Source organism: Streptomyces sp. NPDC053048 (assembly GCF_044547045.1).
Taxonomy (GTDB): domain Bacteria; phylum Actinomycetota; class Actinomycetes; order Streptomycetales; family Streptomycetaceae; genus Streptomyces.
The window spans coordinates 45,236-69,378 of the sequence record NZ_JBITZS010000003.1 but is presented as its reverse complement, the minus strand read 5'-3'; the positions used below and the strand labels follow the sequence as shown (position 1 = coordinate 69,378).

Below are 24,143 nucleotides of genomic sequence, written 5' to 3'. Positions count from 1 at the left end.
GCCAGTAAGGTTACGCCCCTGGCGCCGGACTGTCCCGCCCCGCCCCCACTCCTCGTTCTGCGGACGGTCTCCGCTCAGCGCGCGGCTTGCGGGAGCCAGCCGGGAAGCGCCTCGGTCCGCCGCAGCCAGTCCTCGGGCGGAGCACCCCGTTCCGCCGATGCGACCACGCCGCCCGCGATCGCGGAGGTGGTGTCCACATCACCGCCGGCCTGCGCCGTCGTCCAGAACGCCGCCTCGAACGAGCCCAGATGGCGGGCCGCCGCCCAGAGCGCGAACGGCACGGTGTCATGCGCGCTGGTGCGGCGCCCGCAGCCCAGCACGGCCGCCACGGTGGTGGCGTCCCCGTAGTCGAGCATGTCGCGGGCGCGGCGCAGCCCCTGCTGCACCGCGCTGCGCGGCACCAGAGCGATCACCCCGTCCAGCAGCGCCTCCGGCGCGACGGCCCCGGCCGGATCACCGGCGAGGGCCGCCGCCGCGGCCACCGCCATCGCTCCGGCCACGGCCTCGCGATGCTGGTGTGTGGTGTAGGCGGAGATCTCGGCCTGGTGGGTGGCCTGCTCGGGGTCGTCCGCGTACCAGGCGCCCAGCGGGGCGATGCGCATGGCGGCGCCGTTGCCCCAGGACCCCTGCCCCTTGAACAGGGCCGCGGCCAGCTCCCGCCAGTCGCCGCCCTCCCTGATCAGACGCAGCATCCGGTTGACCGCCGGACCGTAGCCGCGGTCGAAGTCGTGCCGCTCGGCGAAGGAGCGCGCGAGGGCGTCCTGGTCGATGCGGCCGTGCTCGGCCAGGACGGCCAGCACGGAGCAGGCCATCTCGGTGTCGTCCGTCCACTGCCAGGGGGCGGGCGGCAGCTCGCGGCGCTTGAGTGACGGATAGTTGGCGGGGACGAAGAACTGGGAGCCGAGGGCGTCACCCACGGCCAGTCCTCGCAGACTCGCCAGGGCTCGGTGGAATCGGTCAGCGGTCATCGCAGCGAACTCTAACCGGTGAAGCCGTACGATTCAGGGGTGCACCAGCGCTCGAACGGCCGGTCGAGGTGATAGCGCCCGTCCGGTCCGAGCAGGAGCATCCGCGTCTCGGCGTTGCCCGGGTTCGACAGGGACTCGAACTCGCCGACGGTCCAGTGCAGCCACCGCATGCAGAACAGCCGCATGGTCAGACCGTGGGTGACCAGGAGGACGTTCGGCGGATGGCCGGGATCCTCGAAGCTGCGCCACAGACTCTCCAGAAAGGCACCCACCCGGTCGTACACATCGGCACCCGACTCCCCCTGGGCGAAGCGGTAGAAGAAGTGCCCGTAGGCGTCCCGGTAGGCCTTCTGGCGGCGGACGTCCTCGCGGTCCTGCCAGTTCCCCCAGTCCTGCTCGCGCAGCCGCGGTTCCTCCCGGACCCGGACGCGGCGCGGGTCGAGCCCCAGCGCGTGCAGCGTCTGGTGGGTACGCCGGTAGGGCGAGACATAGACGGAGACCCGCTCGTCCCCGAAGAGCTCCCGCAGCGCGATGCCCGCCTTCTCTGCCTGCCGACGGCCGGTCTCCGTCAGGCTCAGGGCATGGTCGGGCTCCCGCTCGTAGACCGTGTCGTCGACATTGCCTTCCGACTCGCCGTGGCGGATGAGGACGATGCGCCGGGGCCGTGACATGCCGCCACCCTAATTCGAACGGGCGACGAACGCCTCACGCCGCCATCCCCTCCGGCGCCAACAGCGCCCGGCCCTCGCGTATCTCGCACCTGTTGCCCTCGAAGCGTCTGCTCAGCGCCCTGTCGTGGGAGACGATCACCAGCGCGCCCGGCCACTCGGCCAGGGCCCGCTCAAGCTCCTCGACCAGGCCGAGGGCGAGATGGTTGGTGGGCTCGTCGAGCAGCAACAGGTCCACGGGACGGGACAGCAGCCGGGCGAGCCCGAGACGGCGGCGCTGCCCGACCGAGAGGGAACCGACCGGAACGTGCAGGTCGCGCTCCCGGAAGAGGCCGTAGGACAACAGCAGGTCCCGCTGTTCGGCGGCATCCCCCGGCAGTCCGCGCCGGAAGGCGTCCAGCAGCCGCTCCGCCGGCCGGTCCACGGGGATCTCCTGGGCCAGGTGGCCGACGCTGCCCGCGCGGCGGACGGTTCCGGCGTCGGGCCGGTCGACGCCGGCCATCAGCCGCAGCAGAGTGGACTTCCCGGCCCCGTTGGGGCCGTGCACCAGCAGCCGCTCACCCGCGCGCACGGTGAGGGCGTCAACGGTGAGCCGGTCGCCGGCCCGCACGCCGGCGAGCGAGACCAGCTCCCCCTCGGGCGCGCCCACCCCGGGCCGGGCCGCGAAGCGCAAGAGGTCCGGCGGGCGGGGCACCGGCTCTTCCCGGAGTCTGCGCAGGCGCTCGCGCGCGTTGCGCACCCGGCTCGAGACGGAGGACTGGACGCGTCCCCGGTTCCGGTCGTACGCCATCTTGTTGCCGTCCTTCATGGCCCGGCCCACGGCGACGCCGCGGGCGGTGGTCTCGGCCGCCTCGGCGAGCGACTCGGTCTCCGCGCGCCAGCGCTCGTAGGCCTGCTCCCACCGGCGGCGGGCCGAGGCACGTTCCGCCAGGTACCCGGCGTATCCGCCGCCGTAGCGGACGAGGGTCCTCCGGTCGGCGTCGACCTCGATCACGGCGGTGGCGACGCGCTCGAGGAAGTCCCGGTCGTGGGAGACCGTCACGACCGTGCCGCGATGCGCCAGCAGGCTGTCCTCGAGCCAGGTCAGGGCCGCGCCGTCCAGGTGGTTGGTCGGCTCGTCCAGCAGCATGACCTCGGGCGCCGCGGCGACGAGGCAGGCCAGTCCGAGGCGGGCCTGTTCGCCGCCGGACAGGCTCCCCAGGTGCCGCTCCCGGCCGATGTGCGCGAGCTTGAGGCCGTGCAGGGCCTTGTCCACGCGGGCGTCGGCCTCGTAACCACCCCGGGCCTCGAAGGCGGTGAGCAGGTCCCCGTACTCGGCGAGTGTCCCGGGCCCGGCGTCACCGAGCCCGGCCTCCAGCGCGCGCAGCCGCCGTTCCATGGCACGCAACTCGGCGAGCGCCGCGTCGATCACCTGGCCTACCGTGCTGCCCGGGGGCAGGGCGGGCGTCTGCCCCAGGTACCCGACGCCCCCTTCGGCCGAGGTCACGACCGTGCCGTCCGTCGGCCGCCCGACGCCGGCGAGCAGCTTCAGCAGCGTGGACTTCCCCGCGCCGTTCTCACCCACGACACCGACCCGTTCGCCCGGCCGCACCGAGAGGGACACCCCTTCGAGGAGCCGCCGGTCCCCCCGGGTGACGGACACATCGCGCATCGAAAGCTGAGCAGGCATGACCAGACCTCCAGGACCGGGACCGGCAGGACACAGGGCCGACGACAAGGCCGCAAGACCTCGAGACCTCGAGACCAGCCGTCAAACGCAACCTAAGTTGCGTTACGCTCAGCATGGCAGACTCCGTCCACTAACGCAACGGGAGTTGCAATTGCCTTCGGATACCCCCACCCCCAGCGCACCGGGCACGGTCCGCCCCGGCGGGCGCACCGCCCGCACCCGCGCCGCCGTACGCGACGCCGTCCTCACCGGCCTGGTCGAGCACGGCTACCCCGGGCTCACCATCGAGTACGTCGCCGAGCACTCGGGCGTGCACAAGACCACGCTCTACCGGCGCTGGGGCGGCGTCGAAGGACTGGTGGCGGACGCGCTCGACCTCGCCGGCGAGGACAGTTGGAGCCCGCCGGACACCGGCACGCTCCACGGCGACCTACGGGCCCTCGCCCAGGAGATCCTCGAGACCTTCACCGACCCGGGGGGCGCGGCGGCCCCGACCGCCTTCATCGCCGCCGCCTTCCAGTCCGAACGCGCCGCGGAGGCGCTGCGCGGCTTCTACGCCGAACGCTTCGCGCGCTGCGCACCGTTGATCGAGCGGGCCGTCGGGCGCGGCGAGGCCCCGCCCGGCACCGACGCGGGCGCCGTCGTTCGTGCCGTCTCTGCGCCGCTCTTCTTCCGGCTCTTCGTCACCCGCGAGCCCGTGGACACGGCCGTCGCGGACCAGGCCGCCGACGCCACGCTCGCCGCCGTCCGGGCCGGGGCCTACGCGCCACCGGCCTGATCAGACATGCGGACAGAGGCGGGAGCCGAGTCCGTCAGACCGTCCAGGAGGGCTCTATCTTCACGACATCGCCCGTGATCGCGGCGACGTCCGCCTCGGTCTGCGCCCGCAGCCCGAGGCGTTCCACCCGGTCCGCGCGGTACTTGCCGTGCTCGGCCTCGGAGTTCCACATCGACAGCACCAGGAACTCATGGCCCGGAGCCTCCCCGAAGACGCCTCGCAGCATCCCCGGGGAGCCGGCCATCGCCGGATTCCACACCTTCTCCTGCATGAGCGTGAAATGCTCTACCCGGTCCTCGCGGATGCGGCAGTGAGCGAAGCGCACCACATCGGCATCGGTGAACTGTGGCTGAAAACCGACCTTCACATCGAAGCGGTGCTCGAACAGCCGCACCTGGATCTCCTTGTACGTGCCGGCCTGCGCGGCCGCCAGCCTGTCGTGCGAGCGCGCCATGAAGGAGTCGTAGAACGCCCGGCTCTCCCAGAAGCCGAAGAGGTGCACGACGTCAGGACGCGCCCTGCTCCAGCCGCCGCCCTGCCCCCGGAAGCCGGGCTCGCCCGGCAACCCCGCCCATTTCCGCTGCCCCCGCTCGAAGCCCCGGCGGTCCACCACGGTGCAGCGAATCCACTTGACCAGCACCGGGCCATCGTACGGCGCCGGCAGTGGCGTGGGTCACGTACCCGAGGAGTACACGCGGGCGAGCGCCTCCGCGTCCTCGTCGCTCAGCTCGATCCGGAACTCCCGGGACAGCACCCCGGTCCATTCCTCAACGGGAATCACACGGTGTTCCTCCGAGCCGTCGGGACGCATGGTCGCGAACACCGGGCCGACCAGCATCCGCCGTATGTCCGGCTCCGTCCGCTGGACGATCGCCCGGGAGACGAACGGTGAACGCGGGTGCGTCGAGATGTAGTAGTTCATCACGCCGTAGTCGACCGGGAAGCGCTCTTCCGGTCCGAAGGAATACACGTCGAACCAGCCATCCGGGCGCAGCGAGCGCAGAACCCGTACGTCCTTCTGCTCACGCTCGATTCCAAACGTCCATTCCCCCTGCCGCTCCCGCACTCCGTCCCGCAGGGCCAGTGGTTCCAGCAGCCCCTCGCCACCGAACCCGACGTCGCACAGCCACTGCTCGCCGTCGGCCTCGACCCTGAGCGCCATGTGCGTGGCGGGCCGCAATCCTTCGCCGCCCATGCGGACGCGCGCCCCGAGCCCGGCCACCCGGAAGCCGATGTGCTCGAGGACGGCGGCAAGCAGCAGGTTCTGTTCGAAGCAGTAGCCGCCGCGCCGGCCGGCCACCATCTTGTCCTGGAGCGCCTTGACGTCCAGCAGGACGGGACGGCCCAGCAGTACCTCAAGGTTCTCGAACGTGAACGCGTCGACGTGTCCGCGGTGCACGGCACGCAGCGTCGCCAGGTCCGCCCGGACCGGCCCCTCGACGCCGACGCGCGCCAGATACGCGTCCAGGTCGACCTCGCCGCCACCCCATATGGACTCACTCATTCCGTCACAGCTCCCCTCCGCAATCGGCAAACTTCCACAAACGGCAAAAGCGGTGGCCGGAGAAAACTCCGGCCACCGCTCTCTACGTTATGCGGTTGTCCCCGTCAGGCGCTCAGCTGCAGCCGCTGGTCGAGCCGCAGCCCTCGCAGAGGTAGCAGCTGCCCGCGCGGCGCATCTTGGTGCCGCAGGAGAAGCACAGCGGCGCGTCGGCGTTCAGGCCCAGCTGCATCTCGACCAGCTCGGTGGAGCTGTGGACCTGCTTCGGGGCCGGTGCCGCGGCCGCCGGCTGGGCCGGGAGCTCGGGCTTGGCAGGCTCCACGTGGCGCGGCGCGGACTGGGCCAGGCCCTCGACGTCGACCTCTTCGTCGGCCGGCTCGTACGAACCGGTGTCCAGGTGCCGCTGGCGCTCCTCGGCGGAGTGGATGCCCAGGGCGGAGCGGGTCTCGAAGGGCAGGAAGTCCAGCGCCAGGCGGCGGAAGATGTAGTCGACGATCGACTGCGCCATCCGCACGTCCGGGTCGTCCGTCATGCCGGCCGGCTCGAAGCGCATGTTGGTGAACTTCGAGACGTAGGTCTCCAGCGGCACGCCGTACTGCAGGCCGACCGAGACGGCGATCGAGAAGGCGTCCATCATGCCCGCGAGGGTCGAGCCCTGCTTGGACATCTTCAGGAAGACCTCACCCAGACCGTCGTCCGGGTAGGAGTTGGCGGTCATGTAGCCCTCGGCACCGCCCACCGTGAAGGAGGTGGTGATGCCCGGACGGCCCTTGGGCAGGCGCTTGCGGACCGGGCGGTACTCGACGACCTTCTCCGCGGCGGCGGGGGCTGCGGCCTCGGGGGCCTTGGCCTCCTCCTTCTTCTTGGCGGAGAGCGGCTGGCCGACCTTGCAGTTGTCGCGGTAGATCGCGAGCGCCTTCAGGCCGAGCTTCCAGCCCTCGAAGTAGACCTCCTCGACCTCCTCGACGGTGGCCGACTCGGGCAGGTTGACGGTCTTGGAGATCGCGCCCGACAGGAACGGCTGCGCGGCGGCCATCATGCGCACGTGGCCCATGGCGGAGATCGCGCGCTCGCCCATGGCGCAGTCGAAGACCTCGTAGTGCTCGGGCTTGAGGCCCGGGGCGTCGATCACATTGCCGTGCTCGGCGATGTAGGCGACGATCGCCTCGATCTGCTCCGGCTGGTAGCCGAGCCGCTTGAGCGCCTTGGGGACCGTGTTGTTCACGATCTGCATGGAGCCGCCGCCGACGAGCTTCTTGAACTTCACCAGGGCCAGGTCCGGCTCGACGCCCGTGGTGTCGCAGTCCATCATCAGGCCGATGGTGCCGGTGGGGGCCAGCACGGACGCCTGGGCGTTGCGGAAGCCGTCCTTCTCGCCGAGGCGGAGAACGTCCTGCCAGGCCTCGGTCGCCGCGGCCCAGACGGGGGTGTCCAGGTCGTCCATGCGCCGGGCGGCGGCGTTGGCGTCGGAGTGCTGCTTCATGACGCGCTTGTGGGCGTCGGCGTTGCGGGCGTAGCCGTCGTACGGGCCGACGACCGCGGCCAGCTCGGCGGAGCGCTTGTAGGAGGTGCCGGTCATCAGCGAGGTGATGGCACCGGCGAGCGCGCGGCCGCCGTCGCTGTCGTAGGCGTGACCGGTGGCCATCAGCAGGGCGCCGAGGTTGGCGTAGCCGATGCCCAGCTGGCGGAAGGCGCGGGTGGTCTCGCCGATCTTCTGGGTCGGGAAGTCGGCGAAGCAGATGGAGATGTCCATCGCCGTGATGACCAGCTCGACGACCTTGGCGAAGCGCTCGGCGTCGAACGACTGGTTCCCCTGGTCGTCGTCGCGGAGGAACTTCATGAGGTTGAGGGAGGCGAGGTTGCACGAGGAGTTGTCCAGGTGCATGTACTCGCTGCACGGGTTGGACGCGGTGATCCGGCCCGACTCCGGCGAGGTGTGCCAGTGGTTGATGGTGTCGTCGTACTGGATGCCGGGGTCGGCGCAGGCCCAGGCGGCCTCGGCCATCTTGCGGAAGAGGCCCTTGGCGTCGATCTCCTCGATGACCTCGCCGGTCATCCGGGCGCGCAGCCCGAACTTCGAGCCGGTCTCGACGGCCTTCATGAACTCGTCGTTGACGCGGACGGAGTTGTTGGCGTTCTGGTACTGGACGGAGGTGATGTCCTCGCCGCCCAGGTCCATGTCGAAGCCGGCGTCGCGCAGGGCGCGGACCTTCTCCTCCTCCTTCACCTTGGTCTCGATGAAGGCCTCGACGTCGGGGTGATCGACGTCGAGGACGACCATCTTGGCCGCGCGGCGGGTGGCGCCGCCCGACTTGATCGTTCCGGCGGAGGCGTCGGCGCCGCGCATGAAGGAGACGGGACCGGAGGCGTTGCCGCCGGAGGAGAGCAGTTCCTTGGAGGAGCGGATGCGGGAGAGGTTCAGGCCGGCGCCGGAACCGCCCTTGAAGATCATCCCCTCTTCCTTGTACCAGTCGAGGATGGACTCCATGGAGTCGTCGACGGAGAGGATGAAGCAGGCGGAGACCTGCTGCGGCTGCTTGGTGCCGACGTTGAACCACACCGGCGAGTTGAAGCTGAAGACCTGGTGCAGCAGGGCGTGGGTCAGCTCGTGCTCGAAGATCTCGGCGTCCGCCGGGGAGGCGAAGTACCCGTGCTCCTCACCGGCCTTGCGGTAGGTGAGCACCACGCGGTCGATCAGCTGGCGCAGGCTGGACTCGCGCTCGGGGGAGCCGGTCGCGCCGCGGAAGTACTTGCTGGTGACGATGTTGACCGCGTTCACCGACCAGAAGTCGGGGAACTCGACGCCGCGCTGCTCGAAGTTGATCGAGCCGTCGCGCCAGTTGGTCATGACGACGTCACGACGTTCCCAGACGACCTCGTCGTACGGATGCACGCCAGGGGTGGTGTGGATGCGCTCGATGCGCAGGCCCTTGCCACCCTTGTTTCCCTTGGAGCGGGAACCTCGCGCAGAGCCGCTCGTCGTCTCGGTCATGCCGCCTCCCTCTACGGGCAAAACGCCCTAATGCGCCTAATTCTTCCGGGGCGCGATGTGTTCTGTCACCCGGCTGCGCTCAGCGCGCCGGGCAGGTCTGTGATGGGTCGCCGTCAGTCGGCGGCCACGGCGGGCGCGGGGACGTCGGCGCCCCCGCCCGCTACCGCCGCGGGGCCGGCCTCGGCCTCGGCGCGACGCAGTCCCTCGCGGAGCTCCGCGACGGCGGCCTCGAAGTCCTCGAGCGAGTCGAACGCCTGATAGACGGACGCGAACCGCAGGTACGCGACGAGGTCCAGGTCCTTGAGCGGCCCGAGTATGGCGAGCCCGACGTCGTGCGTGGAGAGCTCGGCGCTGCCCGAGGCGCGCACCGCCTCCTCGACCCGCTGGCCGAGCTGGGCCAGGGCGTCCTCGGTGACCGGGCGGCCCTGGCAGGCCTTGCGCACTCCGGAGATCACCTTGGTGCGGCTGAAGGGCTCGGTGACCCCACTGCGCTTGATCACCATGAGTGACGCGGTCTCCACGGTCGTGAACCGACGGGAGCAGTCGGGGCACTGGCGGCGTCTGCGGATCGAACAGCCGTCATCGGTGGTCCGGCTGTCGACGACTCGACTGTCGGGGTGCCTGCAGAAGGGGCAGTACATCGCTCTCCACCCTCCTTCACCCTCGAGTAAGCCTCTGAGTCTCGAGAAACCTCGAGAAAAACCCTGTGCACGTCTGCGCTGCGGTGGCCCCGCCGGGGCTCTCGCCGAGCAGCCCCCAGCATAGGCGATGCCCACCGCCGGTCATGACCAGGAGGGGGCATCGACCACAACTTGTGGGTAGCCTCCGCCATCAAAGCACTAGATCTGGTGGCGAGCGGCCAAGCTCCCCCGTCGCGTGTCGCGCCGCGGAGGCCGGACACGACCCTACGCGGGCGGGCCCTGGGGCAGGCCGAGGGGCCGCGGATGACACACTGGGGACACGGTGCGGCGCCTCCGCGCGGCACCGGACGCGACCGCGGGAGCGACCACTGCCCGACTCCTGTCCGGCCGGGTGAGCCCCGTGCCGTTCCGCCTGGCTTCGCACCGAAGGTTACCGTAATAGGGCGAATTGATCTCCGCTCGTACACCCTCTCCCGTGATCACGTCAGCGGATCCTCGATATTTCACTCGAACGTGTGTTTGGCGCAACCTTTCGAAAGCAACTACCGTTGTCCAGCTAGGGAGAACATCTCGAGAGGGGCCGACGTGACCACCACCGCAGACAGCGCCACCATCACCGCCCAGGACCGCTCCCAGAACCGACTCGACCAGGCACACCCGATGAATGACGCAGCCATGAACGCCGAGGGGCAGAAGCCCGCCCGCTCGCTCCCCGGGCGGCCGCCGGGCATCCGGGCCGACAGCTCCGGTCTCACCGACCGGCAGCGCCGCGTGATCGAGGTCATCCGGGACTCCGTCCAGCGCCGCGGATACCCACCATCCATGCGCGAGATCGGCCAGGCGGTGGGCCTGTCCAGCACCTCCTCCGTCGCCCACCAGCTGATGGCGCTGGAGCGCAAGGGCTTCCTCCGCCGGGATCCGCACCGCCCCCGCGCCTATGAGGTACGCGGCTCCGATCAGCCGAGCACCCAGCCCACCGACACCTCGGGCAAGCCCGCCGCCTCCTACGTTCCCCTGGTCGGCCGCATCGCCGCCGGTGGGCCGATCCTCGCCGAGGAGTCCGTCGAGGACGTCTTCCCTCTCCCCCGCCAGCTGGTGGGTGACGGCGAGCTCTTCGTCCTGAAGGTCGTCGGCGACTCCATGATCGAGGCCGCCATCTGTGACGGCGACTGGGTGACGGTACGCCGCCAGCCGGTCGCGGAGAACGGCGACATCGTGGCCGCCATGCTGGACGGGGAGGCCACGGTCAAGCGCTTCAAGCGCGAGGACGGCCATGTCTGGCTGCTCCCGCACAACGCCGCCTACCAGCCGATCCCCGGCGACGAGGCCACGATCCTGGGCAAGGTCGTGGCGGTGCTGCGGCGGGTATGAGCCCACCCGCCGAAAGGCCGGGCCCCGGAACCACTGCGCCGGTTCCGGGGCTCTCTTGTGCCCGGCGGGCCCTCGCCCGCGGCCGCCGACGACAGGCCCTAGGGGGTGTCCGATGGGTCGGCGCGGGTCCTGCGGTGTCCGGTGCGGTGGATCGCAAGGCGGAGCATCGGCCTCGGACTGGGCGTCCTTGGCTGATGCGACAACGCGGCGAGCCGCCGTGCCGGGCGCCGCAGGGCCCGTGCTGACCCATCGGACACCCCCTAGCGGCCCTCCGCCTTCGCCGCGGCGTCGATGGCGGCCAGTGAGCGGCGCGCCTGGTTACGGTCCGTGGTGTACCAGAAGTCCGGCAGCGAGGACCGCAGGAACGAGCCGTAGCGGGCCGTCGCCAGCCGGGGGTCCAGCACCGCGACCACGCCCCGGTCGCCCGAGGCCCGTACGAGCCGGCCCGCGCCCTGTGCCATCAGCAGCGCCGCGTGCGTCGCGGCCACGGCCATGAAGCCGTTGCCGCCGCTCTCCTCCACGGCCCGCTGCCGGGCGCTCATCAGCGGGTCGTCCGGCCGCGGGAACGGCACCCGGTCCATGACGACCAGCTGGCAGCTCGGCCCCGGCACATCCACTCCCTGCCACAGCGACAGCGTGCCGAACAGGCACGTACGGGGGTCGGCCGCGAAGTTCCGGATGAGCTCGCCCAGCGTCTCCTCGCCCTGCAGCAGGATCGGCACGTCCAGTCGGCCGCGCAGCTCCTCGGCGGCCGCCTGTGCGGCTCGCATCGACGAGAACAGCCCGAGCGTCCGCCCGCCCGCGGCCTCCACCAGCTCCGCCAGCTCGTCGAGCATGTCGTTCCGGGTGCCCTCGCGGCCCGGCTGCGCCAGGTGCCTGGCGACGTAGAGGATGCCCTGCTTGGGGTAGTCGAACGGCGAGCCGACGTCGACGCCCTTCCATTCCGGGAGGTCGTCCCCCGCCACGCCCTCGGGTGCGAGGCCCAGGGAGGCGCCGACGCCGTTGAAGTCCCCGCCGAGCTTGAGCGTCGCCGAGGTGAGCACCACGGACCGCTCGTTGAAGAGCTTCTCGCGCAGCAGCCCGGAGACCGACAGCGGCGCGACCCGCAGCGAGGCGCCGAAGCGGTCGTGCCGCTCGTACCAGACCACGTCGTACTCGGAGCCCTCGACGATGCGCTCGGCCACGGCGTGGATGTTCTCCACCGAGGCCAGGGCCTGCTTGCGGACGGCGTCCTCGTCCTGGACGGACTTGTCCCGGGTGTTGCCGAGCGCCGTGATGACCGTGCGCGCGGCGTCACGCAGCGCCATCAGGCAGTAGCCGAGGTCCTCGGGGATCTCCTCGAGCCGGCCGGGCAGGGCCAGCTCCATCAGCCGCTCGAAGCTCTCGGACGCGGTCTGCAGGGCATCGGCCGCCTTCTCGTCGACCAGCTTCGCCGCTCGCCGCACCGCCCGGTTCACCTGGCCCGGGGTGAGCTCGCCGGTCGCCACACCCGTGACCCGGGAGACCAGCTCATGCGCCTCGTCGACGATCAGCACCTCGTGGCCCGGCAGCACCGGCGCGCCCTCGATGGCGTCGATGGCGAGCAGGGCGTGGTTGGTGACCACGACCTCCGCCAGCTTGGCCCGCTCCCGGGCCGCCTCGGCGAAGCACTCGGCGCCGTACGCGCACTTGGAGGCGCCCAGGCACTCGCGGGAGGTGACGGAGACCTGCGCCCACGCCCGGTCGGACACGCCCGGCGTCAGGTCGTCCCGGTCGCCGGTCTCGGTCTCGTCCGACCAGTCGCGCAGCCGCAGCAGGTCCTTGCCCAGCTTGCTGGACGGGGCCGCCGCCTCGAACGGGTCGAAGAGGCCCTCCTCCTCGTCCTGCGGGACGCCTTCGTGCAGCCGGTGCAGACACAGGTAGTTGGAGCGGCCCTTGAGCATGGCGAACTCCGGGCGGCGGCGCAGCAGCGGGTGCAGCGCGTCGACCGTGCGCGGCAGGTCGCGCTCGACGAGCTGCCGCTGCAGCGCGAGCGTCGCGGTCGCCACGACCACGCGCTCGCCGTGCGCGAGGGCCGGCACGAGGTAGCCGAGGGACTTGCCGGTGCCGGTGCCCGCCTGGACGAGCAGGTGCGAATTGCCGTCGATGGCCGCGGCGACGGCTTCGGCCATCGCGACCTGGCCGGGCCGCTCGGTGCCCCCGACGGCGGAGACGGCGGCGTGCAGCAGGTCGGTGAGTGTAGGCGCAGAGGTGGCAGTCATAGCGCTTTCAGCCTACGGGGCGGCACTGACATCGGGGGCCCGGACGGCCCTCCCTCCCCCGATCACCAACGGCACGATCACAGAAGCGCGCGCAGCGCGCGGTCGCGGATCATCACGGCAGCCCGCTTGTCGGGCAGGTCCACCTCGCCCGACAGCCGGAACCCCGCGCCGAGGAAGGCCGCCAGCGACGGGGTGTTGCGCAGGTCCGGCTCGCCGACGACCCTGCCGCAGGCCGGCCGGCGGTCCAGCACCAGATCGGCGACGGTCCGCAGCAGCAGGGTGCCCAGCCCCCTGCCCCGGTCGGCCACGTTGCCCAGGAGGAAGTGGATTCCGGTGTCGTGCGGCCGGGCGGGATAGTGCCGGGCGATGGGGTCGAGGTCGGCGCGGTAGAGCTCCCAGTAGCTCATGGGAACCCCGGCGAGCACGCCGAGGCAGGGGACGCTGCGCCCGTCGCCGTCGAGCTGGGCGCGCAGGTGGTCGGCGGTCGCGGTGCCGGAGCCGGCCAGGCCCCAGAAGGCGGCGACTGCCGGATCGTTCATCCACTGGGTGACCAGCGGAAGGTCCCGCTCGGCGCGGACGGGTACGAGCTGGAACGGCCCCCCGTCGGTGCCGACGGCTCCCCAGCCGGCGACCCCGCCCAGGAGGTCGGGGCCGGGCGGCGACCCGGAGGCCTCCGGCCGGTCGTGGGCCATGAACCCGACGAGCGCGCCCACCGGCGGCAGTTCGACCGTATCGGCGCAGTCGTCGTTCCCCGGCCCCGGGGACCGCTCGCCGTGCCGCACGCCGTCGAGGACGGGCAGCGGGTCCGTCAGCGGGTCGAAGAGGGGCGCGATGCCGCCGTCGTTCCTCTCGGTCATCCGCGCTCACCCGGCCGACGCGACGAGCGGGTTGGCGACGGTGACGTACGCGGACTGGGTGTCCACCGGCCCGACGAGCTCATCGAGTCCGCGCAGCCTGGTGAGCATGTTGGCCTTGCATCGCAGGGTGGGCGCCTCGAGGAGCTGTCCGGGCAGGGACGAACGCGTCGCCCGGGGCCCGGAGAGAGCGTCCTTGAGGAACCGCCGGAGGGCCGCCAGCAGGACCTCCTCGTCGGCCAGGCGCTGGGAGCCGAACGCCCCGATCATGCCCAGGATGTTGTTGATGCCGAGGTAGTAGAGGAATCGTTCGTCCGCCACCCCGTCCGGCACGAACGTGTTGCTCTCCCGGCCGATGCCGGGCAGTTGCGCCTCGAGTGCGGCGCGGTGGGACTCGCGGTAGTAGTAGCCCTGGTTGTCGCGGAAGCGACCGCCGACCGGCCAGCCGTCGGTGTCGAGCAGGACGAGGGTGTTCTGCTGGTGGGCCTCCAGGGCGATGCCGGCCTCGCCGTCGAACCACAGGACGGGCCGCACCACCGCCTCCAGGTAGCGCAGGAACCACTCGGCGGCGACGGCCCCGGTGGGTCGCCCGGTCCGGTAGGCGAGCCGGCCGATGATGTCGGCGAGCCGGGAGCACATGGCCGGATGGCCGGCGGGGGACGTCCTTCCGGGCCAGGGACGGGGCGCGGTGAGCCCGGCGACGCACACGGCGTCGTCACCGGGCCCGAAGGGGTTGTGGCGGATGACGACGTCGACGCCTGGCAGCGGTGTGCCGCCGGGCGCGTCGACGGCGAGCCAGGCGGGGTCGCGGACGATGTCGAAACCGAGCCCGCCGGGGCAGGCGGCCCGCCAGCGCTCGGCGAGCCCGCTGCGCAACAGCCGGTGCACCTCGACGCCCCGCCGCAGTTCCTTGCGGAGGTTCTCGCGGCGCGAGTTGGTGATGCGCAGGCCGAGGGAGAACTTGAGCATGGCCGGTGCGCCGGGCCGGTGCGCGGTCCGCACGGAGGAGGTGGGGTACCAGGGCTCGCCGTGGGCGCCGAGGTCGCGCAGCAGTCCGGCGTCGAACAGCGCCACGACGTCGGGGCGGTGGCGGATGTCGCGCGCCTGCCAGGGGTGCACGGGCAGCGCGACGGTGTCCGGCGGGAGGTCGCGCTCCAGGCTCGGCCCGGCGATGCGGGCGGCGAGGGCGGCGGCGTCGACCGCGCGGCCGCGTTCGGTCCACGCCGAGTCGTCGGCCAGTACGGACCGGTGGACGGCGAGCCAGTGCAGGGGGAAGCCGCCCCGCAGTTCGGGCGAGCAGGCGAACGCCTCGGCGTCCGAGAGGCCTTCGCGGCTCTTGGGCGCGGGGTGCAGGGGGTGGCCGAGCAGCAGGGACTGCTCGCCGTAGAGGAAGAGGTCGCCGCCGTCGGGGTCGGCGGGCCGCTCGCGCCGGTCGGCGAGGAAGACGGCCGTGCGCCCGGCGGAGTCGGCGACCCTGGCGACGAGCCCGGCGCCGTCGACGACGGGGGCGTGGCCCGCCTGGGCGGCGCGGTGGGCGGCTTCGCGGCCGAGCAGGGCGGCCAGGGTGACGGCGTCGAAGGCGGGGGCGTCGTCCGGGCCTCCGGTGAGGGTGACCCGCCCGAAGCGGTGCCAGCCGGTGCGCGACCAGTAGTGGACCGCGACGCTCAGCGGGATGCCGCTCGCGTTGAGCGGCAGGTACAGGGTGTCGCCGTGGGGCGGGGGGATGTCGTTCTCGCGCACCCAGCACCGCAACAGGTTCTCCACCGCGGCGGCGTCGGCGGCCGCTCGTGGGTCGGCGTGGTCCAGCGGGTCGGCAGCGCCGTACGGGCCGGCCTCCGGCGGTCCGGCGCGGTGGCCGCCCGGCCGGGGCGCCACGGGGGACAGCCCCTGGCCGACCGGGGACGCATCGGCATGGCGGGGTGCGTTCATGCGGTGTGCGGCGCTCGGCTCACGGCGTTCCGGCCGGGTGCGCGGCGCCTTCCTCCTTCGGCGATCGCGGGGTGGGGATCCGGCGGCTCGTGCGGGAGACCGCGGCGATGGCGTCGGAGAGCCGCTCGAGGACGGCCTCCGCCTGTTCGTCGGTGATGGTCAGGGGCGGCAACAGTCGCACCACGCACGCGTGGCGGCCGCCCAGCTCGACGATCAGGCCGCGCCGCAGGCACTCCTGCCGCACGGCGGCGGCCAGGGCGGGCGCGGCGGGCAGGGGGCGCGCCGCGCGGGCGTCGGGCGTACCGCACGCGGCCGGCGTACCGCACGCGTCGGGCGTGCCGGCCGCGGCGGGCTCGGTGGCCTCCGGGTCGACCATCTCGACGCCGATCATCAGCCCCCGCCCGCGCACCTCGCCGACGCAGTCGTAGGCGCCGACCGCGGCGCGCAACCGGTCCAGCATGCGCTCGCCCAACACGGCGGCGCGTTCGGCCAGCGCGTTCCGCCGGACGTAGCGCAGGGTCGCGGTGCCCGCGGCCATGGCGAGCTGGTTGCCCCGGAAGGTGCCCGCGTGGTCGCCGGGCTGCCAGGCGTCGAGCTCCTCCCGGTAGACGACGACGGCGAGCGGGAGGCTGCCGCCGATGGCCTTGGACAGGACCATCACGTCGGGGACGACGCCGCTGTGCTCGACGGCCCAGAAGGCGCCGGTGCGGCCGACGCCCGTCTGTACCTCGTCGGCGATCAGGGGGATGCCGCGGGCCGCGGTGATCTCGCGCATCCGGCGCAGCCAGCCGTCCGGGGCGGGGAGCACCCCGCCCTCGCCCTGCACGGGCTCGACGATCATTCCGGCCGGGTCCCTGACGCCGCTGCCGGGGTCGTCGAGCAGGCTCTCCGCCCAGCGGGCGGCCAGGCGCTCGCCGGTCTCGCCGCCGACCCCGAAGGGGCAGCGGTAGTCCTGCGGGAACGGCAGCCTGGTCACACTCACGCTCGGCGCTCCCCCGGAGACGGCCAGAGCCCCGGAGGTCATCCCGTGGTAGGCGCCGGAGAAGGCCACCAGGCCTTCGCGCCCGGTGGCGGTCCGTACGAGCTTGAGCGCGGCCTCCACGGCGTCGGTGCCGGCCGGTCCGCAGAACTGTACGCGCGCCGACTCGGCGAGGCCGGGCGGGAGCGTGGCGAACAGCTCGCTGGTGAAGTCGTCCTTCACGGGGGTGGCGAGGTCCAGGACGTGCAGCGGTGCTCCGGAATCGAGAACGGAACGGATGGCCTCGAGCACCACGGGGTGGTTGTGGCCCAGCGCGAGCGTTCCGGCGCCGGAGAGACAGTCGAGGTAGCGGCGGCCGTCGGCCCCCTCGATCGTCAGGCCCCGGGCGCGGACGGGCACGATGGGCAGCGAGCGGGCGTACGTACGAGCCGCGGATTCGCGCGCCGACTGCCGCCGCAGGATCCCCTCATGGCCGGCCGGGGCGCCCTCGGACGGCACCGGCGGCGGTAGTTGGGTCAGGGCCACGGCTCGGATACCTCCTCCTGCCGCTGAACGAGGGTGTCCCCCGTACGTACCAACGACGCCGGGGGCTGCGGATCACGGCCGGAACGCAAGATCCTTCACGCAGGAACCGACCACCCGCTCCTGCCCGTCTCTGTCGGCACCGGCATAGTGTGGCCCTGCCCCTCCCCGGGGCGGTGCATGACAAGTTCACAACATTCCGCGCCCACAGCGGGCATTCGTCCACAACCCGTACAGATCACAGGGGGAGTCCACTCCATGCCATCGACACGACGGCCGGCCCTGGCCGCCGCCGCACTCACCGCCGCGTTGGCGCTGACCGCCACCGCGTGCGGTCCGTCCGACGACAAGGCCTCGGGCGGCGACACCAAGCCGAGTGCCGCCGCGAGCCAGAAGGGCGACGAGCTCCCCAGCCTGCCGAAGGGCATCCCGAGCCAGGACCTGGAGAAGTGGAAGCAGAAGTGGAAGGACGGGGCCTGGAAGAACTGGGACAAGGAGCAGTGGCTCCGTGAGGCCCGCGACTTCATCAACCCGGTCATCGAGGGCCACTGGAAACCCGACAAGATGAAGGACGCGCGTCCCAGCGACAAGACGCTCGCCACCCAGGGCGCCCCGGGCACCGTGCCGGGCGGAGGCAGCGCGAGCGACCAGGGCGTCACCGACCCGGAGCCGCGTCCGGTCGAGGCCAAGGCCGTCGCCACGCCGTACCACAACAACGCCGCGCCGGTGGGCAAGGTGTTCTTCGACAGCCCGCAGGGCCACATGGTCTGCTCGGCGACGGTCGTCAAGGACCCGGCACACCCGGGCAAGTCCAACATGGTCTGGACGGCGGGCCACTGCGTGCACGCCGGCAAGAAGGGCGGCTGGTACCGCAACATCGCCTTCGTGCCGTCCTACAACGACAAGGGTCTGCCGGCCTCCCAGGTCAACAGCGCCCCGGTGACGGACGTCGCCCCGTACGGCGTCTGGTGGGCGGACTGGGCGCAGACGTCCAGCCAGTGGATCTCGCAGGGCGCGGAGACCGGTGGCGCCGGAGCCCCCTACGACTTCGCCGTCCTGCACGTGCGGTCGGAGAAGGGCAACGGCAAGTCCCTGGAGGAGACGGTCGGCAACGCCCTGACCGTTGACTTCAGCACCCCGCAGGTGAAGTCCATCCGCAGCATGGGCGCCTGGGGCTACCCGGCCGCCCGGCCCTTCGACGGCCAGAAGATGTACGACTGCATCGACAAGCCGGGCCGTCTGACCATCGACTCCTCGCAGCCGACGATGTACCGCATCGGCTGCACGATGACCGGTGGTTCCTCCGGCGGCGGCTGGTTCGCCCCGGGCCCGGACGGCAAGGCGGTGCTGGTCTCCAACACCTCGATCGGCCCGTCCAACAGCACCTGGCTCGCCGGGCCTCGCCTGGGCACCGAGGCGAAGGGCGTCTACGACGCCCTGAGCCGGAAGTTCGCGAACAAGCGGTAGCGGCTGACAGACGGAAGGCCCGCCCCGGCAGTCGCCGGGGCGGGCCTTCCGCCGTTCGCCGTCGTACGGTCAGGCGCGCGCGGCCGGTACGTACCGCTGGAACTCGGCGGCGAGCTCCGCGTGCACCCGGGCCTTGATCAGGGTGCCCTCCGGGGTGTGCTCCTCGGAGATCACCTCACCGTCGGCGTGGGCCCGCGCGATCAGCGAACCGTGCGTGTACGGCACGAGCGCCTCGATCTCCACGGCGGGCCGCGGCAGCTCGGAGTCGATCAGCGCGAGCAGCTCCGGGATGCCCTGGCCGGTGCGCGCCGACACCGCGATCGAGTGCTTCTCGATGCGCAGCAGCCGCTGCAGGACGAGCGGGTCGGCGGCATCCGCCTTGTTGATCACGACGATCTCGGGCACGTCCACCGCGCCGACGTCGCGGATCACCTCGCGGACGGCGGCCAGCTGCTCCTCCGGGGCGGGGTGCGAGCCGTCGACCACGTGGAGGATCAGGTCGGAGTCGCCGACCTCCTCCATGGTGGAGCGGAACGCCTCGACCAGGTGGTGCGGCAGGTGCCGGACGAATCCGACCGTGTCGGCGAGGGTGTAGAGCCGCCCGGAGGGCGTCTCGGCCCGGCGCACGGTCGGGTCGAGGGTGGCGAACAGGGCGTTCTCCACCAGCACGCCCGCGCCGGTGAGGCGGTTGAGCAGCGAGGACTTGCCGGCGTTGGTGTACCCGGCGATGGCGACCGAGGGGACCTTGTTCCGCCGGCGCTCCTGGCGCTTGATGTCGCGGCCGGTCTTCATCTCCGCGATCTCCCGGCGCATCTTCGCCATCTTCTCGCGGATCCGCCGCCGGTCCGTCTCGATCTTGGTCTCACCGGGACCACGGGTGGCCATGCCGCCACCGGACGAACCGGAGCCACCACCACCCATCTGCCGGGACAGCGACTGACCCCAGCCGCGCAGCCTGGGCAGCATGTACTGCATCTGGGCCAGGGAGACCTGGGCCTTGCCCTCTCGGGACTTGGCGTGCTGGGCGAAGATGTCGAGGATCAGGGCGGTGCGGTCGACCACCTTGACCTTGACGACGTCCTCGAGGTGGATGAGCTGGCCGGGGCTGAGCTCACCGTCGCACACCACGGTGTCGGCGCCGGTCTCCAGGACGATGTCCCGCAGCTCCTGGGCCTTGCCGGAGCCGATGTAGGTGGCCGGGTCCGGCTTGTCGCGGCGCTGGACGACGCCGTCGAGGACGAGCGCGCCCGCGGTCTCGGCCAGCGCGGCCAGCTCCGCGAGGGAGTTCTCGGCGTCCTGGACCGTGCCGGACGTCCAGACGCCGACCAGCACCACGCGCTCCAGGCGCAGCTGCCGGTACTCGACCTCGGTGACGTCCTCCAGCTCGGTGGAGAGGCCCGCCACGCGGCGCAGGGCCGCGCGCTCGGAACGGTCGTACTGGTCGCCGTCGCGCTCCCCGTCGATCTCGTGGCTCCAGGCGACGTCCTCTTCCATCAGGGCGTCGGCCCGAAGGCTCTCCGGGAGGTTCTGCCGGTCCTGCGGAAGGGAAGAAGAGGAGGTCATTTGATCCTTACGTCGTCGGTGCGTGCCGCCCCCGCGTCGTGGGGGCTTCCATCGTCGGCAACGCCCGGAGGCCCCCGGAGATTCCCGGGGCCCATCGCCTCGCCGACCCGTCGATGGTCCCACGCCGCCGCCGGGCCGTCACGCGGGTTTCCCGGCGCCCTTCGCGGTGGTCTTCCAGTCGGGGTGGCCGGGCATGGGCGGCGTCTTCTGGCCGTAGAGCCAGGGCCGCAGGAAGGCCGACTGGTCCCGGCCGGACACCTCGGAGGCCAGGGCGACGAAGTCGGCGGTGGTGGCGACGGAGTCGCGGTGGCGCTCGACCCAGGCGCGCTCCAGGCGCTCGAAGGCCGCGGTGCCGATCCGCTGGCGCAGCGCGTAGAGGACCAGCGCGCTGCCGTCGTAGACGATCGGACGGAAGATGCTGATCTTCTTGCCCGGGACGGGGCCCTTGGGGGCGGCGGGCGGCCCGCCGTCGGCGCGCCACTGGTCGGAGAGGCCGTAGGCGGCACGCATCCGGTCGGCCAGCTTGCGGCCGGCCTTCTCGTCCGCGTACAGCGCCTCGTACCAGGTGGCGTGGCCCTCGTTGAGCCAGAGGTCGGACCACACACGGGGGCTGACGCTGTCGCCGAACCACTGGTGGGCGAGTTCGTGGACCATGACCGACTCGATGTACCAGGCAGGGAAGCCGGGCTTGACGAACAGGTCGCGTTCGAAGAGGGAGAGGGTCTGGGTCTCCAGCTCGAAGCCCGTGGAGGCGCCGGCGATGAGCACCCCGTAGTTCTCGAACGGGTACTGGCCCACCTTTCCCTCCATCCAGGAGATGTGGGAGGGCGTCTTGGCCGTCCAGGGGTCCAGCGCCTTGTGGTCGTCGGCGGGCACGACGTCGCGCAGCTGCAGGCCGTGCGGCCCGGAGCGCTGGGGCACGGTGGACCGGCCGATGGCGACCTGGGCGAGCTCGGTGGCCATGGGGTGGAGCGTGCGGTAGACCCAGGTGGTGTTGGCCCCCTCGGTGCTGCGTCCGGCGGGCCGTCCGTTGGCGACGACGGTCAGCTCCTTGGGCGCGGTGACGCGGAAGGTGAACAGCGCCTTGTCGGAGGGGTGGTCGTTGCCGGGGAATACCCGGTGGCCGGCGTCCGCCTGGTTGGCCATGACCAGGCCGTCGGTGGTGGGCACCCAGCCGCCCTCGCCCTCGCCGCGCGGGTCGCTGGTGTGGTGGACGGTCACGGAGAACGATCCGCCGGCGGGCAGCGCCTGCGCGGGGGTGACGACCACGTCCTCGCCGGCGGCCGCGAATTCGGCGCGCGCCCCGTTGACCTCGACCGAGCCGATGGTGCCGTGGGTGAAGTCCAGGTTGAAGCGCTCGAGCCGGCTGGTGGCGCGGGCGGCGAATCTGGTCACCGCGTCGAGCGGCTGGTTGTTGGCCCGGTAGGTGAAGGAGATGTCGTAGGAGGCGATGTCGAAGCCGGGATTGCCCAGGTGCGGGAAGAGCCGGTCGCCGATTCCCACGGCGACCGGGGCGGGCGGCGCTGCGGCTCCCAGGACCAGGGTGGCCGCGGCGGCCACCAGGGCGGCACGGCGGCGCAGGGACTGTCGGCGCTGAGGGGCGCGGCCCCCGGGTGAGTGCTGCATGCGTCCACCGCTACCAGCGCGCGGCGGCCCGCAGGCGGCGGCGCGACGCCGGCCCACCCGTACGAGCGTTTCGGATGGTGGTACGAGTGTCGTACCGCCCTTCCCTGGGCAGGGGACGCCGGTTGCCCGGCGGCGGGCCCGCTGCCCGGCTACAGCGGCGCCGCGGCCACCGCCCGTCCGGCACGCTCGACGTCGTAGACGCCCGGCACGCGCCGCATCGCGCGCATCAGCTCCGGCAGCTGTGCGGCGTCCGGCAGCTGGAGGGTGTAGGTGTGCCGCACGCGCTGTTCGTGCGGCGGCTCCACGGCGGCCGAGATGACGGCCGCGCCCTCCGCCGCGATGACCTCCGTCAGATCGGCGAGCAGATGCGGTCTGCTGAACGATTCGGCACGCAGGGTGACGCGGTAGTCGCCGGTGCCCGCCACCTCGGGGCTGCTCCAGCGCACGCGTACCGGCCGCCGCCCGGAGGCGACCATCCGGTCCACCACGGGGCAGTGCGCCCGGTGGACGGTCACCGCCCCGCCGCGCACGGCGAACCCGGTGACCTCGTCCGGCGGAACGGGGGTGCAGCAGCCCGCGAGCCGCACGCTGCCGGCCGGCGGCCCCTCGCCTTCGTCGACGACGGCGACGGGGCCGCGGCCGGCGGGCACGGCGGACCGCTGGGCCGCCCGGGGCGGCCCCGGGGCAGGCGGCGCGGGCGGCGCCGCAGGGGCGACGGGGTCCGGCACGGGGTGGGTGGCCAGCCAGCGGTCGATGGCGATCCGGGCGGCCGGGGTGCGCGCGTGCTCGAGCCAGTCGGGGGACGGCCCGGAGGCGGTGTCGGGGGACATCAGCAGCTGCAGGGTGTCGCCGTCGCGCAGCACCGTGCTGAGCGTGGCCAGCCGGCCGTTGACGCGGGCGCCGATGCAGTGGTGCGCGCCGTCGCCGTGCTGCGCGTACGCGGCGTCGACACAGCTGGAGCCGGCCGGCAGCCCGATCGTTCCGCCGTCGGCGCGGAAGACGGTGACCTCGCGGTCCTGGGCGAGCTCGTCGCGCAGGGAGGTCCAGAAGGTGTCGGGGTCGGGGGTGGCGCGCTGCCACTCCAGCAGCCGGGACAGCCAGCCGGGGCGGGTGGGGTCGGCGCGTTCGCCGTCGGCCGTGTCGGGGGTCTCGGGGGCGGCGTAGGGATTGCCCAGGGCGACGACGCCGGCCTCGGCGACCCGGTGCATCTGGTGCGTGCGGATGAGCACTTCGGCCGCGTGACCGTCCTCGCCGGCGACGGCGGTGTGCAGCGACTGGTAGAGGTTGAACTTCGGTACGGCGATGAAGTCCTTGAACTCCGAGATGAACGGGGTGAAGCAGGTGTGCAGCTCGCCGAGCACCGCGTAGCAGTCGGCGTCCTCCGCGACGAGCACCAGCAAGCGGCCCAGGTCGGATCCGGTGAGCTCGCCGCGCTTGAGGCGCACCCGGTGGACGGAGACGAAGTGGCGGCGGCGCACGAGGACTTCACCGGCGATGCCCGCCTCGCGCAGGACGGCCCGTACGCGCGTGGCGGTGGCCTCCAGCGGGTCGGGGCGGGCGGCGTGGGCGAGGACGAGGTCGCGGGTGCGGGCGTACTCGTCGGGGTGGAGGACGGCGAAGACCAGGTCCTCCAGCTCGGTCTTGAGGGCCTGCACGCCGAGCCGTTCGGCGAGCGGGATCAGCACGTCGCGGGTGACCTTGGCGATGCGGGCCTGTTTCTCGGGGCGCATCACCCCGAGGGTGCGCATGTTGTGCAGCCGGTCGGCGAGTTTGATGGACATCACGCGCACGTCATTGCCGGTGGCCACGAGCATCTTGCGGAAGGTCTCGGGCTCGGCGGCGGCGCCGTAGTCGACCTTCTCCAGTTTGGTGACGCCGTCGACCAGGAAGCGCACCTCCTCACCGAACTGCTCCCGCACCTGATCGAGCGTCACCTCGGTGTCCTCGACGGTGTCGTGGAGGAGGGAGGCGGTCAAGGTGGTGGTCTCGGCGCCCAGTTCGGCGAGGATCAGGGTGACGGCCAGGGGGTGGGTGATGTACGGCTCGCCGCTCTTGCGCATCTGGCCGCGGTGGGAGGACTCGGCGAGGGCGTAGGCGCGGCCGAGGGTGCTCAGGTCGGCGCCGGGGTGGTGGGTGCGGTGGACCTTGGCGACGTGGTCGATGGCATCAGGGAGCCGGCCGCGGGCGCCCGAGCCGCTGAGGGCCGCACGCCCGAGCCGTCTCAGGTCGATGCGGCGGCCGCGCTTGCGGCCGGGAGGACCTTCGTTCGTGGCCTCTGCGCTCATGGGCACCTCCGGCAGCGTCGACCGGCGGTCGGCTCACGCCTCCAGACCGGTGCTTGATGCTACCGAGCCCATCACGCACCGCTCACCCGC

At 72.3% G+C, this 24,143-nt stretch carries 17 protein-coding genes; 3 read left to right on the top strand and 14 right to left on the bottom strand.

What is annotated here, in order from left to right:
- Window positions 1-74 precede the first annotated feature (74 nt).
- Genes ACIG36_RS08640 through ACIG36_RS08630 form a run of 3 tightly spaced genes read right to left on the bottom strand, consistent with a single transcriptional unit; the run spans window position 75 to window position 3,305 of the window.
- Window positions 75-968 (bottom strand): ADP-ribosylglycohydrolase family protein, encoded by an 894-nt coding sequence (locus tag ACIG36_RS08640; protein ID WP_399924197.1) that lies wholly within the window; start codon window positions 966-968, stop codon window positions 75-77.
- 11 nt (window positions 969-979) lie between these two features.
- A complete protein-coding gene (locus ACIG36_RS08635; RefSeq protein WP_399924194.1) occupies window positions 980-1,639 on the bottom strand; it encodes a phosphoglycerate mutase family protein in 660 nt (219 codons plus the stop codon).
- Window positions 1,640-1,673: 34 nt separating this feature from the next.
- Window positions 1,674-3,305: an ABC-F family ATP-binding cassette domain-containing protein gene (locus tag ACIG36_RS08630; protein WP_399924191.1), complete on the bottom strand. Its 1,632-nt coding sequence runs from the start codon at window positions 3,303-3,305 to the stop codon at window positions 1,674-1,676.
- Between the two features lie 151 nt (window positions 3,306-3,456).
- On the opposite strand from ACIG36_RS08630, the gene ACIG36_RS08625 reads away from it, so the two are divergent.
- A complete protein-coding gene (locus tag ACIG36_RS08625) occupies window positions 3,457-4,083 on the top strand; it encodes a TetR/AcrR family transcriptional regulator C-terminal ligand-binding domain-containing protein (RefSeq protein ID WP_399924188.1) in 627 nt (208 codons plus the stop codon).
- A gap of 34 nt (window positions 4,084-4,117) precedes the next feature.
- Here ACIG36_RS08625 and ACIG36_RS08620 read toward each other — a convergent pair whose 3' ends face one another.
- From ACIG36_RS08620 to nrdR, 4 genes are all read right to left on the bottom strand, one after another.
- Window positions 4,118-4,723, bottom strand: coding sequence for a YdbC family protein (locus tag ACIG36_RS08620; RefSeq protein ID WP_399924185.1), 606 nt, complete (start codon window positions 4,721-4,723; stop codon window positions 4,118-4,120).
- A 33-nt stretch (window positions 4,724-4,756) separates the two neighbouring features.
- Window positions 4,757-5,587: an arylamine N-acetyltransferase gene (locus ACIG36_RS08615; RefSeq protein ID WP_399924182.1), complete on the bottom strand. Its 831-nt coding sequence runs from the start codon at window positions 5,585-5,587 to the stop codon at window positions 4,757-4,759.
- Between the two features lie 112 nt (window positions 5,588-5,699).
- Window positions 5,700-8,576 (bottom strand): vitamin B12-dependent ribonucleotide reductase, encoded by a 2,877-nt coding sequence (locus tag ACIG36_RS08610; RefSeq protein WP_399924179.1) that lies wholly within the window; start codon window positions 8,574-8,576, stop codon window positions 5,700-5,702.
- A gap of 113 nt (window positions 8,577-8,689) precedes the next feature.
- A complete protein-coding gene (nrdR, locus tag ACIG36_RS08605) occupies window positions 8,690-9,217 on the bottom strand; it encodes a transcriptional regulator NrdR (protein WP_399924175.1) in 528 nt (175 codons plus the stop codon).
- Window positions 9,218-9,802: 585 nt separating this feature from the next.
- Here nrdR and lexA point away from each other — a divergent pair.
- Window positions 9,803-10,588: a transcriptional repressor LexA gene (lexA, locus tag ACIG36_RS08600; protein WP_399924172.1), complete on the top strand. Its 786-nt coding sequence runs from the start codon at window positions 9,803-9,805 to the stop codon at window positions 10,586-10,588.
- A 260-nt stretch (window positions 10,589-10,848) separates the two neighbouring features.
- On the opposite strand, the gene ACIG36_RS08595 is transcribed toward lexA, so the two are convergent.
- The 4 genes from ACIG36_RS08595 to ACIG36_RS08580 form a co-directional block, all read right to left on the bottom strand.
- Entirely contained in the window at window positions 10,849-12,828 is a 1,980-nt protein-coding gene (locus ACIG36_RS08595; protein ID WP_399924169.1) for an ATP-dependent DNA helicase, read from the bottom strand.
- 77 nt (window positions 12,829-12,905) lie between these two features.
- Window positions 12,906-13,685: a GNAT family N-acetyltransferase gene (locus ACIG36_RS08590; protein ID WP_399924166.1), complete on the bottom strand. Its 780-nt coding sequence runs from the start codon at window positions 13,683-13,685 to the stop codon at window positions 12,906-12,908.
- Window positions 13,686-13,691: 6 nt separating this feature from the next.
- A complete protein-coding gene (locus ACIG36_RS08585) occupies window positions 13,692-15,611 on the bottom strand; it encodes an IucA/IucC family protein (RefSeq protein ID WP_399924163.1) in 1,920 nt (639 codons plus the stop codon).
- A gap of 19 nt (window positions 15,612-15,630) precedes the next feature.
- Window positions 15,631-17,115: a diaminobutyrate--2-oxoglutarate transaminase family protein gene (locus ACIG36_RS08580; RefSeq protein WP_399924160.1), complete on the bottom strand. Its 1,485-nt coding sequence runs from the start codon at window positions 17,113-17,115 to the stop codon at window positions 15,631-15,633.
- Window positions 17,116-17,370: 255 nt separating this feature from the next.
- Here ACIG36_RS08580 and ACIG36_RS08575 point away from each other — a divergent pair, with 255 nt between their 5' ends.
- Window positions 17,371-18,579, top strand: coding sequence for a trypsin-like serine peptidase (locus ACIG36_RS08575; RefSeq protein ID WP_399924157.1), 1,209 nt, complete (start codon window positions 17,371-17,373; stop codon window positions 18,577-18,579).
- Window positions 18,580-18,648: 69 nt separating this feature from the next.
- On the opposite strand, the gene hflX is transcribed toward ACIG36_RS08575, so the two are convergent.
- The 3 genes from hflX to ACIG36_RS08560 all read right to left on the bottom strand — a co-directional run bounded on the left by hflX (window position 18,649) and on the right by ACIG36_RS08560 (window position 24,053).
- On the bottom strand, window positions 18,649-20,142 hold the full coding sequence (gene hflX / locus ACIG36_RS08570; protein WP_399924154.1) for a GTPase HflX: 1,494 nt from the start codon (window positions 20,140-20,142) through the stop codon (window positions 18,649-18,651).
- 138 nt (window positions 20,143-20,280) lie between these two features.
- Complete coding sequence (locus ACIG36_RS08565) at window positions 20,281-21,768, bottom strand: M1 family metallopeptidase (RefSeq protein WP_399924151.1); 1,488 nt, start codon at window positions 21,766-21,768, stop codon at window positions 20,281-20,283.
- Window positions 21,769-21,917: 149 nt separating this feature from the next.
- Window positions 21,918-24,053 (bottom strand): RelA/SpoT family protein, encoded by a 2,136-nt coding sequence (locus ACIG36_RS08560; protein ID WP_399924148.1) that lies wholly within the window; start codon window positions 24,051-24,053, stop codon window positions 21,918-21,920.
- Between the last annotated feature and the right edge of the window lie 90 nt (window positions 24,054-24,143).